The following is a 17,107-nucleotide window of genomic DNA, read 5'->3' as shown; positions in this document are numbered from 1 at the left end:
TGGCCCCGCGGCCGTCCGCCGCGCGGCTCGGGCGCCGGGCGGCACCGGCACTCCCGAGAGGTGGGGCTGCACGGATGGACAAGGTGGTCGCGTCCGCCGCCGAAGCGGTGGCGGACGTCCCGGACGGGGCGTCGCTCGCCGTGGGCGGCTTCGGCCTGAGCGGCGTGCCGAACGCCCTGATCGAGGCTCTGCACGAGCGCGCCGTGACGGACCTGAGCGTGGTGTCCAACAACTGCGGCGCGATGGACTCCGGGCTCGCCGTGCTCCTCGCGGCGGGCCGGATCGCCCGGGTCACCGGCTCCTACATCGGCGCCAACAAGGAGTTCGCCCGGCAGTACCTGGCCGGTGAGCTGGAGGTCGAGCTGATCCCGCAGGGCACGCTGGCCGAGCGGCTGCGGGCCGGCGGCGCCGGCATCCCCGCGTTCTACACCCCCGCCGGTGTCGGCACGCAGGTCGCCGACGGCGGGCTGCCCTGGCGGTACGACGGGCAGGGCGGCGTCGCCGTGGCCTCGCCCGCGAAGGAGGTCAGGGAGTTCGACGGCACCCCGTACGTCCTGGAGCACGGCATCCGCACCGACTACGCGCTGGTGCGCGCGGCCGTGGGCGACCGGCACGGGAACCTGGTCTTCAACAAGTCCAGCCGGAACTTCAACCCGCTGGCCGCGATGGCCGGCCGGATCACGATCGCCGAGGTGGAGGAGCTCGTGGAGCCGGGCGACATCGACCCCGACGCGGTGCACCTGCCCGGCATCTTCGTCCAGCGCGTGCTGGCCCTTACCCCGCAGCAGGCCGCGGACAAGGCGATCGAGAAGAGGACGGTGCGCGGCTGATGGCGTGGACACGCGAGCAGATGGCGGCACGGGCGGCCCGGGAGCTGGAGGACGGGCAGTACGTCAACCTGGGCATCGGCCTGCCGACCCTGATCCCCAACCATCTCCCCGAGGGGGTCGAGGTGGTGCTGGAGTCGGAGAACGGCATCCTCGGCGTCGGCCCCTACCCCGTCGAGGACCAGGTGGACCCGGACCTGATCAACGCCGGCAAGGAGACCGTCACCGTCCTGCCGGGCGCTTCCTTCTTCGACTCGGCGCTCTCCTTCGGCATGATCCGCGGAGGCCACATCGACGTGGCGGTGCTCGGTGCCATGCAGGTGTCGCAGCACGGCGACCTGGCGAACTGGGCCGTGCCCGGCAAGATGATCACCGGCATCGGCGGCGCCATGGACCTGGTGCACGGCGCCCGCCGGGTGATCGCGGTCATGACGCACACCGCCAAGGACGGGACGCCGAAGATCGTCGAGGAGTGCGACCTGCCGCTGACCGGCAAGGCCTGCGTGGACCGCATCATCACCGACATAGCCGTGCTCGACGTCACCGCGGACGGCCTGCGCCTCGTGGAGTGCGCGCCCGGCGCCACCCCCGACGAGGTACGCGCGAGAACCGCGGCCAAGGTGCACGGCGCGGACGGCAACGGCAGGGCGGCACCGGACGGCACGTCCAGCGAGGACGCCGTCCCCGGCCACTGACGACCCCCAGCGGCGCGCCGCACCCCCGGACGCGCCGCTCCCCGGACCACCACGGCGTCCGGACCGACCGCACCCCGAGCCGGTCGCACCCCGAACCGGCCGCCACCGGGCTGAACGCAGGTGGACGGGGCCACGCCCGGCAACGGCAGCGTCCCCCTGACGGGCTGACGGGCCGGTCACCCGGCCTCCCCTACGGCAAGAACATCCGCTCTCCCTCCCACTCCTGGAGTCCCCCATGGCTCTCACCCAATCGGACATCGACAAGGAGGTCGGCGACCTCCAGAGCGCCTACGAAGCCGCACGGACGGCGGGCGCCCCGATCCAGCACCACCCCTCGCGCGACTACGCCCCCTACCGCAGCTCGGTCCTGCGCCACCCCACCCAGCCGCTGGTGGCGGTGGACGGCGGCGACCCGGAGGTGGTCGAGCTGTCCGGGCCCGTCTTCGGCGCCACGGACGTCACGGACACGGACAACGACCTGACCGTCCAGCACCAGGGCCAGCCGCTGGGCGAGCGGATCACCGTGTCGGGGCGGCTGCTGGACGGCAGGGGCCGCCCGGTGCGCGGCCAGCTCGTGGAGCTCTGGCAGGCCAACGCCTCCGGCCGGTACGCCCACCTGCGCGACCAGCACCCGGCTCCGCTGGACCCCAACTTCACCGGCGTCGGCAGGACCCTCACCGACGACGAGGGCCGCTACACCTTCACCACCATCAAGCCGGGCGCCTACCCCTGGCGCAACCACGCCAACGCGTGGCGCCCCGCGCACATCCACTTCTCCGTCTTCGGCAGCGCGTTCACCCAGCGCCTGGTGACGCAGATGTACTTCCCCGGCGACCCGCTGTTCGCCTACGACCCGATCCTGCAGTCGGTGACCGACGAGGCCGCCCGCGCCCGCCTGGTCGCCGCGTACCGGCACGAGCTGTCACAGCCCGAGTTCTCGCTCGGCTACGAGTGGGACATCGTCCTGGACGGGCCGAGTGCCACCTGGATCGAGGAAGGCCGCTGATGACCACCACACCGCCCCGGCCCACGGCGTCCAACCCGACCCTGCCAGCAGCGTCCAACCCACCCCTGCCACCCACGCCGTCCCACACCGTCGGCCCGTTCTACGGCTACGCGCTCCCGTTCCCCGACGGCGGCGAGGTCGCGCCCAAGGGTCACCCCGACGCCCTGACCCTGCACGGGTACGTCCTGGACGGCGAGGGCGCCCCCGTGCCCGACGCGCTGCTGGAGTTCTGGCAGAGCGCCCCGGACGGCTCGCTCGCCGGGCGGCCCGGCTCGCTGCGCCGGGACACCGTGAACGGCGGGTACCTGGGCCGCAACGGCACCGACTTCACCGGCTTCGGCCGGGTCGGCACCGACGCGGACGGCCACTACGCGCTGCGCACCCTGCCGCCCGGCAACCCGGGCGTGCCGTACATCAGCGTGTGCGTCTTCGCACGCGGCCTGCTGCACCACCTCTTCACCCGCGCCTACCTGGCCGACGGCCTGTCCGGCACCGGGACCGAGGCCGCGGCCGACGGCGGCACGGAGCGGCCCGGCGACGCGCTGCTCGCCGGGCTGCCGCCCGAGCGCCGCGACACGCTGATCGCCCGCCCCGAGCAGCACCGGACATACCGTTTCGACATCCGGTTGCAGGGCGACGGGGAGACGGTCTTCCTCCGGTTCGACTAAGGGCGCGCGGACCCGCGGGGCAGCGCGCAGCGAAGGGAGTGGTTGTGGCAGGGGCCGACGCCGACACCGGCCTGCTCTCGCCCGGGCGGGCAGGCTCGCCCGCCGAGGCGGCGACCGGGGACACCGCGTTCCTCCAGGCGATGCTGGACGCGGAGGCCGCCCTGACACGCGCCCAGGCCGCGGCGGGACTGGCCCCGGGCGCGGCGGCCGAAGCGGTGACGGCCGCCGCGGACGCCGGCCGGTTCGACGCCCGGGATCTCGCGCTGCGGGCCCGCTCGGGCGGCAACCCGGTGATCCCGCTGGTGGCGGACCTCACGGCCGGAGTCCCCGCGGAGTACGGCGAGTACGTGCACCGCGGCGCCACCAGCCAGGACATCATGGACACCGCCATGATGCTGATGGCCGCGCGCACCCTGGGCCTGATCGAGGCCGACCTCGACCGCGCGGCAGAGGCGTTGGCCGGGCTCGCCGCCCGGCACCGCACCACCCCGATGCCGGGGCGCACCCTCACCCAGCACGCCGTGCCCACCACGTTCGGGCTGAAGGCAGCCGGCTGGCGCTCGCTGGTGCTGGACGCCCGCGACCGCGTCCGGGCGGTACGCGCGGCACTCCCCTGCCAACTCGGCGGCGCGGCCGGCACGCTGGCCGCGTTCACCGCCTTTGCCGCGGCCGGCCCGGCCGCGGCGGGACAGGGGGAGGGAAGGGGTGCCACCGACCCGGCGGGCGTCCGCTCCGGAGCGGACGCGAACGATGCGGCGGACGCCTCCGCGGCAGACGCCCTGCTGGACGCCTACGCTCGCCAGACCGGTCTCGCCCGGCCCGTGCTGCCCTGGCACACCCTGCGCACCCCGGTGGCCGACCTGGCCGCGGCGCTGGCCTTCGCCGCCGCCGCCCTCGGCAAGCCCGCCGTCGATGTCGCCACCCTCTCGCGCACCGAGATCGGGGAGCTGGCCGAGGGCAGCCGGGGCGGCTCCTCCGCCATGCCGCACAAGGCCAACCCGGTCCGCGCCACCCTGCTGATCGCCGCCGCCCAGCGCGCACCCCTGCTGGCGGCCGCCCTGTGCGCCGCGCTCACCGCACCCGACGAGCGGCCCTCCGGCTCCTGGCACGCCGAGTGGGAGCCGCTGCGCGACCTGCTGAGGCTGACCGGCGGCGCCGCCCGGGACGCCGTGGAACTCACCGAGGGCCTGCGGGTGCACCCGGACCGGATGCGCGCGCACCTGGACCTCACCCACGGCCTGATCGTGTCCGAGCGGCTCTCCGCCGAGCTGGCCCCACGGCTTGGCAGGGCCCGCGCCAAGCAGCTGCTGACCGAGGCGGCCGGGCGCGCCGAGGGCGAGGGCCGGATGCTCACGGACGTCCTCGCCGGCCTGCCCGAGATCGCCTCCCTCGGCCTGGACCTCGCCGAACTGACCGACCCGGCCCGCTACACGGGCCACGCCGCCGACCTCACCGATCGCGCTCTGGAACGCTCATGACCGAAACCTTGCTGCACCACCGCGCCGAAGGCGCGCCCACCGCTCCCCCGCTGCTGCTCGGGCCCTCGCTCGGCACCTCCACCAGACTGTGGGACGGCGTCGCGCCCGAGCTGACCACCACCCACCGGGTGATCCGCTGGGACCTGCCGGGCCACGGCGGATCCAGCCCCGCCCTGATCGGCCCCGGCGCCACCGTGGGCGACCTGGCCGCTCTGGTCCTGGCGCTCGCCGACGCGCTGGACATCGAGCGGTTCGCCTACGCCGGCGTCTCGCTCGGCGGCGCCGTCGGGCTGCACCTCGCCGTGCACCACCCCGAGCGGATATCCAGCCTCGCGGTGATCTGCTCCTCCGCCCACTTCGGCGCCGGGACGGCGTGGCGCGAGCGCGCGGCGCAGGTCCGCGAGGCGGGCATGGGGAAGCTGGTGGAGACGGCGAACTCGCGCTGGTTCACCCCCGGCTTCAGCGACCCCGCACTGGTGGAGGACCTCCGCACCACCGACCCCGCCGGCTACGCGGCCTGCTGCGACGCGCTGGCCGCCTTCGACATCCGGGACCGGCTCTCGGAAGTCACCGCGCCCACGCTGCTCGTCGCCGGCCGCGAGGACCGGGCGACGCCGCCCGAGCACCTGCGCGAGATCTCCGACGCCGTGCCCGGCGCCCTGCTCACCGAGCTGCCGGGCACACCCCACCTGGCCCCCGCCGAGCGGCCCGCCGCGGTGCTCGGGGCGCTGCGCGCCCACCTCGAAGGCGACCCGCCGCGCGGCATCGCGGCGCGCCGTGCCGTCCTCGGGGACGCGCACGTGGACCGCGCCCAGTCCCGTACGACTGACTTCACCGCCCGCTTCCAGGACTTCATCTCCCGCTACGCGTGGGGCGAGATCTGGACCGACACCACGCTCTCCCGGCGGGAGCGCAGCATGGTCACGCTGACGGCGCTGGTCGCGCACGGGCACCTCGACGAGCTGGCCATGCATGTCCGCGCGGCGCGCCGCAACGGCCTCACCCCCGAGGAGATCGGCGCGGTGCTGCTCCAGAGCGCCATCTACTGCGGTGTCCCGGCGGCCAACTCCGCCTTCGCGGTCGCCCAGCGGGTGCTGGCGGAGGAAGTGGCCGGCGCGGACGGCACGGGCACCGCGGACTCCTGACCCGAAAGCAGGTTTCGCGCGGGCACGCCGGGTACCCCGCCTGGGCGTACACACGGGGCGAGCGCACGGTTTCGGGAGCGACATTCCGTGTGCCGTCCCCGCGGCCGGACCGGACCAGGGCGACGATCGTGTTCTGCACGGGAAGGGAAGCGCCATGTCCACCGTTCTGCTCACCGGAGCCACCTCGGGCCTCGGCCGCCGCCTCGCCTTCGAGCTGGCCCGCATCGGTCATACCGTCGTGGTGCACGGCCGCGACGCGCACCGCACGGCGCGGCTGGCCGCCGAGATCGACGACGCGGGCGGCGAGGCGCACGCCGTCGTCGCCGACCTCTCCTCGCTCGCCGAGGTGCGGGCCCTGGGCATAAGGGTGGCCACCGCCCACCCGGACCTGGACGTGCTGGTCAACAACGCGGGCGTCGGCTTCGGCGCCCCCGGCGAGGAGCGCGCGCAGAGCGCGGACGGGCACGAGCTGAGGCTCGCCGTGAACTACCTCGCGCCCGTTGCGCTGACCCGGGCCCTGCTGCCCGTGCTGCGCAAGAACGCGCCCGCGCGGATCGTCAACGTCGGCTCGGCGGGCCAGGTGCCGATCGACTTCGACGACATCGAGTTCACCTCGGGCTACGTGGGGGTGGAGGCGTACCGGCGCAGCAAGTTCGCGCTCGTCGCGTACACCTTCGCGCTGGCCGAGGAGCTGGCCGGCTCCGGGGTGTCCGTGAACGTGCTGCACCCCGCGACCTACATGGACACCGAGCTGGTCCGCAAGAGCGGCTTCACGCCCCACTCGTCGGTCGACGAGGGCATGGCGGCCGTGCTGGCGCTGGCCGCCACGGACACCGGCATCCACCACAACGGGGCGTACTTCAACGGCACCCGCCTGACCCGCGCCCATCCGCAGACGTACGACCGGGACGTCCGCAGCAAGCTGCTCGCCGTCACGGATCGCCTGCTCGCCTCCTGACGGGCGGACGCCGCCTCCACCGGGCCAGATCTTCGTCCAGGACCTCCTGAATGGCCGGACCGGCACCTGCACCACCCGCGGCCGACTCCTTTCCGCCACTCCCGCGGGCCTTGGCCGGGGGACCCGCGTCGCCGGAGGAATTGAATGCCGCGGTGCGACGTCCCTGCCCACGCCGGTGCAGGCGCCGGGACAACGTGCGGACACGCGGGGGGAGCCATGGAAGCGCAGAGGCCGGGCCTGGGGCTGGAGCCGGGTTCCGGAGAGCCGGGCGGCGCTCCGCCGGCCACCATCGGCCCCTACGTCGTGATGCGCTCGCTCGGAGGCGGCGCGATGGGCGTGGTGTCCCTGTGCAGAACTTTCTCCGGCCGGTTGGTGGCGGTCAAGCAGGTACGGGAGGAGTACGCGGACGATCCCGCCTTCCGCAGCCGCTTCCGCCGGGAGGTGGCCGCGGCCCGCAGGGTCAGAGGCGTCTACACGGTGCCCGTCGTGGATGCCGACACCGATGGGCACCGCCCCTGGGTGGCCACGGCGTACGTCCCCGGTCCCACGCTCGACCAGGCGGTGGGCTCCCACGGATCCTTCCGGGAGCCCGCGGTGCGCGCCTTGGGGGCCGGTCTCGCCGAGGCCCTCCAGGCCATCCATGCCGCCGGGTTGGTGCACCGCGACCTCAAGCCGGGAAACGTGCTGCTCGGCCGGGAAGGCCCCCGTGTCATCGACTTCGGCATCACCAGGGCCCTCGGCGAGACCCGGCTGACCCGCACCGGCGCCTTGATCGGGTCCCCTGCCTTCATGGCGCCCGAGCAGGTCGCCTCGTCCCACGACGTCGGCCCGGAGTGCGACATCTTCGCGCTGGCCGGGGTGCTGGTCTACGCGGCCTGTGGGGAGGGCCCGTTCGGTCCGGGTGACAAGGGGACACTCCAGAGGATCGTGACGCAGGAGCCCGACCTGCACGGTGTACCGGCCGCGCTGCATCTGCTGCTGCACTGCCTGGACAAGACCCCGTCACGGCGGCCTTCCCCGGAGGATGTGCTGGCCCTGCTGGCGCCCACGGACCCGGAGGCCCTCCGCTTCCCCGCTCTGCGGGAGGACCTGGCGGCACGGGCCCGCGAGGCCGAGCTGCTGGCCGTGGTCCCGCCCCCTCCCGGCGCGGTGCCAGGCTCCGGACGGAAGGAGGCCCTTCCCAGCCGCCGACGGGCGCTGATCGGCGGGCTGTCCGCCCTGGGCGTGCTGGCGGCGGGCTCGGTGGCCGCAGCGGTCTGGATGAACAGCGACGACGGCGACACGAACGGCGACAACGGCAAGGACGCCGGCGCCGGCAAGCCGCTGGGATCCGCCGTGCCCGATGTCGTGCTCACCGACCCGCCCAGACCCCTGTGGACGACCGGCATCCCCATCTACACCTCCATCCCGCAACTCGACGTCCTGGGCTCGACGCTGGTGCTGCAGGACAGCATGAACACGGCGGCCGGGCTCGACACGGCCGGTGGCACCCTCCGCTGGAGGCACAACCCCGGGACCGACGGCAAGCCGGCGCGCGACGATGTGCTCGCTCTGGGAGAGCGGGTCCTCGGGCACGCGGGAACGGAGCTGGTCTTCTCGGGCCTGGGCACCGGCCTGGCCGCCGCGGGGGATTACTTCATGGCGACCGCCAGCCCGGCCACCGCCCGCGTGCGCTCCAAGAACGGCCTTCCCACCGGCGTCTCACCGGTAGCCATGCTGACCGCTCACGGCACCACCGCCTACTGCATGGTCAACAAAGTCGGGGCCGCTCCTTCGTTCACCTCCACCCAGGCTGTCGCCGCCATCGACCTCGACCATGGCACCATCCGCTGGCAGAAGTCCGCCGCCCCGGGCGCCCTGAACGCCAATGGCTATGTCGCCGACGGCCGCGGCCTCTACTACGCGGAGGGCACCGACGACGGGCTGACCCTGCACGCCCTGGATGCGGCGGACGGCTCCTCCAGGTGGTCCCAGAAGGTCACCGCCGATCCCGACGGGCGACTCCAGGGCGGTTCGCAGTCCAACGGCTACCTCGATCCGTCTCTCACCGCGGCCGGCGACCTGCTGATCGCCGTCGACGCGAACGGCGGACTGACGGCCTACGATGCCGCGCGCTCGGGCACCGCCGCTGGACGGTGGCCATGACCCTGGCATCCGCCCCGGTCGTGGTCGGCGGCCTGGCCTTGGCCAACGACCTCAGCAGTGTCAATGCCGTCGAACTGCGCACCGGCAAGGTCCGGTGGCGCGTCGAGAGCCCCCTGACGCTGTCCCAGCTCGGCCACACCATCGCCGCCTCCGAGAAGGTGACCGCTGTCCTGTTCAGCACCCTCTCGATCAACGGGCAGAGTGCCTTGGGCGGGGACACGGCCGGCTGCCTGGCGTTGCGGACGTCGGACGGCAAGCAGCTGTGGGCGCTTCGTGAGAAGCCGCGCTCCATCCCGGCCATGCCGTCGCCATACGCCCCGCCGTCCGCCTCGCCGCCCGACATCGCGGGCGGTAGCGGCAGCCAGATGCCCGAGACATGGGGTGTGGCGGTGCGGGACAACAGGGTGTTCCTCAGCGGAGGCGGCCGGGTCCGGGCATATCGGACGGACGCCGGATGACCGTACCGCCATGTCCTCTCCCCCGCCGCAGCCGGCCGAGCCCGCCCCGGCCCGTTGGCCGGAACCGGCCGCCACCGACGCGCCCGAGCCATCCCCCGCCCAGCACCCCGGTCCCTCCCCGCTCGAGGAACCGTCACCGGCACCGCTCCCGGCGACCATCGGCCCCTTCCGGGTGGTCCGGCTGCTCGGCTCCGGGGGAATGGGCCGGGTCTACCTGGCCGCCACCCGGGCCGGGCGGCCGGTGGCGGTGAAGGTGGTACGGGAGAGCTACGCCCAGGACGAGCGCTTCCGCGAGCGGTTTCGCGCCGAGACCGAGTCCGCCCTCAAAGTCAGCGGCGCGTTCACCGCCCCCGTCCTGGCCGCCGACCCCGACGCCGCGCGGCCCTGGCTGGCCACCGCCTACCTGCCCGCCCCCTCCCTCAGCGACGCCGTCGGTGCACACGGCCCGATGCCGGAGGAGACGGTGCGCGGCCTGGCCGCCGGTCTCGCCGAGGCGCTGGCCGCCATCCACGCGGCGGGCGTGGTGCACCGCGACCTGAAGCCCTCCAACATCCTGCTGACCGCGGACGGCCCCAGAGTCATCGACTTCGGTATCGCGCGCGCCGTGGACGGGGCCGTGATGACCGGCACCGGCCAGCTCGTCGGCACCGCCGGGTACATGCCGCCGGAGCAGATCTCGGGACGCACCTGTACGGCGGCCGGGGACGTCTTCTCGCTCGGCGCCGCCCTGGTGTTCGCCACCACGGGCCGCGGCGCCTTCGGAACGAGTGGCCTGCACATCCTTCTGTACCGCACGGTGCATGAGGAACCGGACCTGGAGGGAACCCCGGAGACACTGCGCGAGGCCCTCGCGGCGTGCCTGGGAAAGGAGCCGTGGAAGCGGCCGAAGGTGCCCGAGCTGCCTGCCTTGTTCGGCGCGCCGGCTCTGCCGGGCTCCGGCTGGCTGCCGGAGGCAGTACGACAGGAAGTGGTGCGGCGCGAGGAGACGGCCCGGGACGCACTGGCGCACGGGCGGGCCCGCCGGTGGGGACGGCGCCGGGTGCTCGCCGCGGTGGGCGGCGGGGTCGCGGCGGCGGCGCTCGGGGGCTGGTACCTCACCCGAGGGAGTTCGGCCGACCGGACACCGCGACCGCGCCTGTTGGGTCAGCAGCCCCTCCCGGACGGCTTCACCAAGGTGTGGACGGCGGCCCGCGGACGGCTTCTGGTGGGAGGCGGCGACGACGCGGGAGCGGCCGCGCTGGACCCGGACACCGGCAGGACCGTCTGGCAGACCGAGCCGTACGGCAACGCCGCGTCCGTGACGGACGGACACACGGTGTACGTCATCGACTCCGACGGTGCCGTGCACGCCCGCGACCTGGCGGCCGGCACCCCCCGGTGGCGTTTCGCCCCGCCCGGCGACGGCCGCCCTGACTCCACGGACCTGGCCGTACAGGCGGGCAGCGAGGGGTGGGCGTACATCACCTCACGCGCGACCGGGGAACTGTACGCGGTCGACGGCACGGGCTCGACGCGCTGGCACCGCCACGCCCCGACCTCCGTCTACCCGCGCGGCGGGGTGCTGCTGTGCGTGACGCGGAGGCAGGGCGGCACGTCCGAGCGCCGCACCCTCTACGCCCTGGAGGCCCGTTCCGGCAGGACCCTGTGGAGCTACGCCCCCGACGTCCTGGGCATCATCAAGAACCCGAACACCCGGCTGACCGTTGCCTTCACCTACGACACCCCCGAGCTGACCGCCCTCCGGCTGACCGACGGCCACCCGCTGTGGACGGTGCCCAGTGGACTGGGCACCGGTACCTTCCCGATCGTGGTCGAGTCGCTGGCCTCGATGGCGCTTCTTGCCGGCAGCGGCACCGCGGTGGCCCTCCAGCAGGATCCCGTGAGCGGTTCCATCGCGGTCCTGGACGCGGCCGACGGCACGACCCGGTGGCGACGGCAAGAGGAGGACCTGCGACAGCTCGTCCCCGCCGGTGACACCCTCTTCACCGCCCCGCCCTCCTCAGCCGACGTCACCACCGGGCAGGGCCCGCTCACGGCCTACCGCCTGCGTGACGGACGGCGGCTGTGGAACACGCGGGACCTGGGCAAGGGCATCCACCAGCTGCTGGGCGTCCGGGGCGGCCTCGTCCTGGTCGGCACCGACGGCGGCAGCCATCCAGGTCTGTACGGATACTCCCTCGCGGACGGCGGTCAGGTCTGGCACCTCCCCTACCGGATCGACACCGTGTCCCCGCCCTGGGCGGCGGTGACCTCGGGCGACCGCCTGTGGTTCTCCAACGGGACCTCCTTGCTGACGTGCGCGCTCACCGTGTGAGGTCCTGTGGCGCTCTCCGTCCTACCCCGCGGTCGGCCCGGCATGTGACGAGAGCCCTAGCGCAGCCCCCTACCCCGGTCCAGCACCCCCTCAGCCCGTGCCACCAGCCCCTCCGCACCGCACGACCTGGCGAGCGTCAGCCCTCTGCGCAGTTCCGCGACCGACCGGGCCGCGATGCCGTACTCGACCCGTGCGACGGCGTGTTCGTAGGCGCAGGGAGACGCTTCCAGGTAGGCCGCGGCACGCGCGTACAGCGTGATGCGCTGCTGCCCGCGGGCCAGCGCGGCGGCGCACCGCAGGGCCTCTCCGATGGCGGTGTCGGTGCCGAAACCGCTCGGCCTGCACCCGGGCGTCGGCGGCCAGCGCCCCGGCACGTGCCGGGTCCTCCGGTGCCAGGGTGCGGGCGAGGTCACCGGCCCAGGGCGCCATGACGGTGTTGTGCCGGCCGCGGGCCGCCGCCACCTTCTCGGCGGCCTCCAGCTCGCTCACGCCGTCCCGGGTGCGGCCGGTCGCGAGCAGCAGCCTGCCGCGTACGGAGTGCACCTCGGGCAGGACGATCGTGGCCGGGTAGGGCGGCGCGAACTCGTAGCGCTCGGCGATCTCCTGCGCCGCCTGCGGACGGCCGCGGGCGAGCAGGGTGTCGATGAGCATGCAGGCGGCGTCCCAGTGCATCGGCAGGCCGTGGCCGACGCGGTCGGCGAGCCTCAGGCCCTCGCGCAGGTAGGCCTCGGCGTCCGCGAGCCGACCGCGCCGCCGGTGCACGTAGCCCACGAAGGCGTGGGCCAGGGCGAGGTGGGCGCCGCTCCAGCCGGCACTCTCGTATGCGAGCAGTGCCTCGCTGAACAGTGCCTCCGCGCGGTCCAGGCGGTCGGTGAAGGCGTAGGCGCTGCCGAGCATCACCAGCAGCTCGAAGCCCCACTCGGTGTCGGTCCAGCCGAGGCCGGGCGCCAGGCGGCCGTTGACCAGGACGCGGTCGCAGAGCTCGACGACCTCCTCGGCGTTCTCTCCGCGGGTCATCGCGTCGAAGGCGCGCAGGATCAGCAGGGCGCGCTCGGAGTTGTCACGCCCGGCGAGCGGCGCGGCGAGGGCGGCCAGGCTGCGGGAGCGGCCCGGGGAGTCCTCCTGGCCGGCGTGGATGCCCTCCCACATGTAGTGGACGGCCTGCAACCGCATCCGCGCGGGTCCCGCCTCCAGCCGGTCGGCCTCGGCGTCCACGGCGGCCACCGCCTCCTCCAGCTGGCCGTTGTGCACCAGCGCCTGGGAGAGCCGGCAGACCGCGTCCACCCGGACGTCCCCGTCGAGGCCCGGCATGCCGAGGGCGTCGCGCAGGTGACCGATGGTGGTGGCGGGCGAGGTGAGGAGCGTGGCGCAGCCCAGCTCGTACAGCACGCGGGCCTGCACATCGGGTGGCGGCGGCTCGCGCAGCGCCCGTTCCAGGCAGCGGCGTGCCGCGTCGGGCGCTCCGACGGCCAGGTGCTCTCGGGCCGCCTCGCGCATCTGCTCCACGAGGTCCGGGTCGCCGTCCGGGTGGACTTCGAGGAGGTGGCGGGCGGCGGCCGCCGCGCCCAGCCCCGACTCGGTGACGGCCCAGGCCGCCTGGCCGTGCATCGCGGTGCGCATGGCGGCGGGGATCGAGCTGTAGACGGCGCCGGCGATCAGCGGGTGGACGAACTCCAGCCGCTCCGCCCCGTCGGGTGCGTCGTCCGCCCGGCGCAGTATGCGGGCGGCCCCCAAGCGGTCCGCGCAGCGCCTGGCCTCGTCGGCGCCCATGCCGGCCAGCGTGGCGGCGAGGTCGAGGGGGATCTCGTTACCGAGCACGGCGGCGGCGCAGGCGAACCGGGTGGCGTCGGTGCCCAGCCCTTCGAGGCGGGCGACCAGGCCCCGGCCGCGCGCCGAGCTGTTCAGCGCGCGCAGTTCCTTGGCGGCCGACTCCGCCGGCGGCAGCCCGCTGTCCTGCACCTTGGCGAGGAGTTCCACGGTCTCGTACGGGTTGCCGCCGGTCACCGCCCACACCTCGCGGCAGAACGGGGTGTCGGCGTGCGCGCCCAGCGAGGCGCGGGTCAGTCCCGCCGTGGCGTCGGGGGTGAGGGCGCGCAGGGTGGCGCTGGGCCGGGCGGCGGCGCCGATCCGCTCCAGGAGCTCCGCGGCGTCAGCGGTGGCCTCGGCGGGGCGGTGCGCGACCACGACGAGGACGGCCAGGTCGTCGAGGCGCTCCGCGAATGCCGCGAGCCAGTGCAGGGTCTCCAGGTCGGCCCACTGCGCGTCGTCGACGAGCAGGACCAGCGGCCAGGTGGTCCGGGCCATCCTGCGCACCGCGGAGACGAGGGCGTCGCAGACTCCCTGGGGGTCGCGCAGGCCGCCGCTCGGCTCGGCGATGCCGAGCGCGGGTCCCGCGACGTCCAGCCGGTCGCCGAAGTACGCCCGCGCCTGGGCGGGGCCGAGCGTCAGCAGCGCGGGTGCCAGTAACTGGCGCACCACGTTGAACGGCACGGACGTGACGGTCTCGCCGCCGCGTGCGCTCCAGACCGTGCACCGGCCCGTGGCGATCCTGCCCACCTCGGCGAGCAGTGCCGTCTTGCCGATGCCGGCTTCGCCGCGGTAGACGAGCAGGCTGCCGGGCGTTGCACCCGCACAGAGCGCGTCGAGGGCCGCTTCGGCGGCGGCGAGTTCGCCGTCGCGCTCCCACAGCGCCGCCGGGGTTGTGTCCTCCGGCAGGCCCTGTGTCATCCTGCCACCTCCTCTGGTGTCGACGCCCGCGTTCACCGCCCAGAGACTAGCCGGACGTCTGTCCATGGGAAGCCTCGTCGCCAAGGGACATGCAAACAGCGATGATTCCCGGACGCGGTGCCCCGATGGGTGGTAATGGCGGATGCCCGACAGGATCCGCGGGGGGACGCCACCGTGGCCCGCGGCGGTTGCGGGCGGCGGTTCGGGCGGCGGTTGCGGCCGCGTCCCGGCGGTCACCCGGGGGTGCCGTCGCCGGGGCCGGGCGGGAGGCGGCGCGGCGGTGGGCCGGGCCGTCCGGATGGTTTTGTGCCGCCCCTCTCATCCGGTTTTCAGGCTCTGCTCCTACTGTGTGTTCATGACCCAGGTGACTCCCCCCGGCTGGTACCCCGACCCCGGGCAGACAAGTGACGGACCGCGCACCGAGCGCTGGTGGGACGGCAGTGCCTGGACGCAGAGCGTCCGGCCCGCCGAGACCGCGGCCGGGTGGGGGCCGCCCGGGTATCCGCCGGGTGCGCCCGCCGCGCCTGGGGGACGGCGGCGCGGGCTGCGCGCGTGGATCGGGGCGGTGGTCGTGCTGGTCGTGCTGGCCTGCATCGGCGGCGGGATCTACGCGCTCACCTCCGACGGCGGCAGCGACTCGGCATCGTCGCAGCCGTCGTCCGCGCCGTCCCGGCAGGGCGGCGGGGGCGACGCGCCGGGCATCCCCGGTGCCCCTGACGGTCCCGGCGCACCCGATGGCCCCGGCGCACCCGACGCGCCGGGCCCGGGCCAGGGCCAGGGAAGCGAGGACGGCTACGCCACCGACCCGATGAGCGGCATCAGCCTGCCGGTGCTTGACGGTTGGCAGGGCGAGTCGCTGCCCGTGGGCGCCCAGGTGACCACCGGCCCGTACAAGTGCCCTGGCGACGGCACGCAGCAGTGCGTGCGCGGCGGCGCCAGCTCGGCCCCCGCGGTGGCGCTGAAGCTGAAGCAGACGACGGCTCAGGCGGTGGCCGAGGCGGACATCGAGCAGAACGCCAAGGACTCGTACGGCGGGAAGGTCTACGGCAAGATCTCGTCCCACCAGCAGCTTGCCGCACGCGCGGTGACGGTGGCGGGCGAGAAGGGCTACCTGGTGCGCTGGAAGGTCGTGACGAGCAAGGGCGACGACGGCTACGTCGAGTCGCTGGCGTTCCCGTCACCCGCGAGCAAGAACGTGCTCGTGGTGGTGCGCTTCGGATTCGACGTGAACCCCGCCGCGCCGGGCGTGGCCACGATGGACAAGATCACGTCGGGCATCAAGAGGGCCGCGCTCTCGGGTGGCGGCGGCAACGGCAGGAACGTGTGAGCAGGGGCGGTGGCGCGGGGCTTCGGGGGCCCGTGCCACCACCACGCCGCACGCCGGCCCGGCCGGCCGCGGCGGACCGCTCGGCACCGAGCGGGCACGGCGGACGGGTTCTGTCCCTGCCGCGCAGGGGTCGGCCCCTGCCGCCCGCTCCGCTCGCGCTCAGCCCCAGCCGCGCGCGTCCTGCTTGAGGGCGGTGTCCACGGTGAGCGCGGTCGCCACCACCAGGCTCAGCAGGGGATCCGGCAGCTGGTAGTGGATCTGCAGGACGTAGTTGTCCGCGGTCGTGAACATCGTCTTGGCCAGGCCCTCCCAGGTCTTGGTGATCCGGGCGACCTCGTTGTCGGCGTGGTCCACGATGGAGAAGTTCCAGGCGCGCCAGTTCTCCGCCCTGATCGCGCCGACCTGGTGGCCGGCCGCGCTCATCGCGAAGTTGATCTTCCCGATCATGTTCTCCTGGACGATCTCGCCGACCTGCGATCCGTCCGGGCGGTTCACGAGCACCCGGGACTTCATGATCTTCGCGGGCCGGGTCAGGATGAGGTGCGGCTGACCGTAGGCGTCGCGGATCTCCAGCCGGTGGGTCATGAACTGGTCGACGCTGGAGACGAAGCGCAGGGCCTTCTTCAGCGTGCTCTGCCCGATCTCGGCCACCGAGCCGAGCGTGTTGCCGTGCTGGTCGAAGACGCTGTACTCGTTCGTCAGCTCGATCAGCTTCGCCTTCTGGTTGACGACCAGCACCGGCTCGGTGAAGAGCGTGCCGCCGCCCTGGCCGGTGGGGGCGACCCCGGCCCGCTGCTGCACCTGCCGCTGCACCCGGGGCGCTTCGCGGGGCGCCTGGCCCGGCTGCGGGGGGAACTGCTGACCGGGCTGCTGCTGGAACTGCTGCTGGCCGGGCTGCTGTTGGAACTGCTGCTGCTGGAACTGCTGGCCCGGCTGCTGGTACCCGGGCTGCTGGGCGGCACCGGCGGGGTACTGGCCCCCGCCACCGGGGTACTGGCCCCCTCCACCCGGCTGCTGACCCGCGCCACCGGGGTACTGACCCCCACCACCCGGCTGCTGACCCGCACCGCCGGGATACTGACCCCCACTGCCGGGATACTGAGCCGCTTCCGGCTGGCCGAACTGCTGTGCCCCGGGGGCCTGCTGGTTCCCGCGCGGGGCCTGCTGCGGTATGTGCTGACCGTGGCCCTGCTGCTGCCCCTGCTGCCCCGCCTGCTGTGCCGGCGCGCCCTGCTGGCCGGCATGGGTGTGCTCGGTCCAGCGGGATCCGTCCCACCACCGCAGTGTCTGCGGTGCGCCGTACGGGTCCGGGTACCAGCCTGCAGGAGTGTTCGATTGCGTCGTCACCGAAGCACACTA

12 protein-coding genes and 1 pseudogene are annotated in these 17,107 nt (G+C 74.2%); 11 read left to right on the top strand and 2 right to left on the bottom strand.

What is annotated here, in order from left to right:
- The first annotated feature begins 74 nt into the window (after positions 1 to 74).
- The 10 genes from Sm713_RS35875 to Sm713_RS35830 all read left to right on the top strand — a co-directional run bounded on the left by Sm713_RS35875 (position 75) and on the right by Sm713_RS35830 (position 11,694).
- Positions 75 to 830 (top strand): CoA transferase subunit A, encoded by a 756-nt coding sequence (locus Sm713_RS35875; protein WP_212914119.1) that lies wholly within the window; start codon positions 75 to 77, stop codon positions 828 to 830.
- Positions 830 to 1,522 carry a CoA transferase subunit B gene (locus Sm713_RS35870; RefSeq protein WP_212914118.1) on the top strand — a complete coding sequence of 231 codons (693 nt, stop codon included), beginning with the start codon at positions 830 to 832 and terminating at the stop codon, positions 1,520 to 1,522. Before Sm713_RS35875 ends, Sm713_RS35870 begins: the two co-directional genes overlap by 1 nt.
- 235 nt (positions 1,523 to 1,757) lie before the next feature.
- On the top strand, positions 1,758 to 2,528 hold the full coding sequence (gene pcaH, locus Sm713_RS35865) for a protocatechuate 3,4-dioxygenase subunit beta (protein ID WP_212914117.1): 771 nt from the start codon (positions 1,758 to 1,760) through the stop codon (positions 2,526 to 2,528).
- Positions 2,528 to 3,196, top strand: a complete 669-nt coding sequence (pcaG, locus tag Sm713_RS35860; RefSeq protein WP_212914116.1) for a protocatechuate 3,4-dioxygenase subunit alpha — start codon at positions 2,528 to 2,530, stop codon at positions 3,194 to 3,196. The genes pcaH and pcaG overlap by 1 nt, the downstream gene beginning before the upstream one ends.
- A gap of 44 nt (positions 3,197 to 3,240) precedes the next feature.
- The gene (locus tag Sm713_RS35855) at positions 3,241 to 4,674 is read left to right on the top strand and encodes a lyase family protein (protein ID WP_212914115.1); all 1,434 of its coding nucleotides are present in this window, start codon (positions 3,241 to 3,243) and stop codon (positions 4,672 to 4,674) included.
- A complete protein-coding gene (gene pcaD / locus Sm713_RS35850; RefSeq protein ID WP_212914114.1) occupies positions 4,671 to 5,819 on the top strand; it encodes a 3-oxoadipate enol-lactonase in 1,149 nt (382 codons plus the stop codon). The genes Sm713_RS35855 and pcaD overlap by 4 nt, the downstream gene beginning before the upstream one ends.
- A gap of 154 nt (positions 5,820 to 5,973) precedes the next feature.
- Positions 5,974 to 6,777 (top strand): SDR family NAD(P)-dependent oxidoreductase, encoded by an 804-nt coding sequence (locus tag Sm713_RS35845; RefSeq protein ID WP_212914113.1) that lies wholly within the window; start codon positions 5,974 to 5,976, stop codon positions 6,775 to 6,777.
- A gap of 216 nt (positions 6,778 to 6,993) precedes the next feature.
- Positions 6,994 to 8,922 carry a protein kinase gene (locus Sm713_RS35840; protein ID WP_212914112.1) on the top strand — a complete coding sequence of 643 codons (1,929 nt, stop codon included), beginning with the start codon at positions 6,994 to 6,996 and terminating at the stop codon, positions 8,920 to 8,922.
- Positions 8,919 to 9,380 (top strand): hypothetical protein, encoded by a 462-nt coding sequence (locus tag Sm713_RS35835; protein ID WP_212914111.1) that lies wholly within the window; start codon positions 8,919 to 8,921, stop codon positions 9,378 to 9,380. Before Sm713_RS35840 ends, Sm713_RS35835 begins: the two co-directional genes overlap by 4 nt.
- A gap of 10 nt (positions 9,381 to 9,390) precedes the next feature.
- Positions 9,391 to 11,694, top strand: a complete 2,304-nt coding sequence (locus Sm713_RS35830; RefSeq protein ID WP_212914110.1) for a PQQ-binding-like beta-propeller repeat protein — start codon at positions 9,391 to 9,393, stop codon at positions 11,692 to 11,694.
- Between the two features lie 56 nt (positions 11,695 to 11,750).
- On the opposite strand, the pseudogene Sm713_RS35825 reads toward Sm713_RS35830, so the two are convergent.
- Positions 11,751 to 14,421, bottom strand: a pseudogene (locus Sm713_RS35825) (AAA family ATPase).
- 355 nt (positions 14,422 to 14,776) lie between these two features.
- Here Sm713_RS35825 and Sm713_RS35820 point away from each other — a divergent pair.
- Positions 14,777 to 15,748: a DUF2510 domain-containing protein gene (locus tag Sm713_RS35820; RefSeq protein ID WP_212914109.1), complete on the top strand. Its 972-nt coding sequence runs from the start codon at positions 14,777 to 14,779 to the stop codon at positions 15,746 to 15,748.
- 159 nt (positions 15,749 to 15,907) lie between these two features.
- On the opposite strand, the gene Sm713_RS41880 is transcribed toward Sm713_RS35820, so the two are convergent.
- Positions 15,908 to 17,095, bottom strand: a complete 1,188-nt coding sequence (locus Sm713_RS41880) for a phospholipid scramblase-related protein (RefSeq protein WP_212914108.1) — start codon at positions 17,093 to 17,095, stop codon at positions 15,908 to 15,910.
- Positions 17,096 to 17,107: the final 12 nt, after the last annotated feature.

Source organism: Streptomyces sp. TS71-3 (assembly GCF_018327685.1).
Taxonomy (GTDB): Bacteria; Actinomycetota; Actinomycetes; order Streptomycetales; family Streptomycetaceae; genus Streptomyces.
Note: the sequence above shows the minus strand (reverse complement) of the source record. Positions and strands in the feature narration are given on the sequence as shown.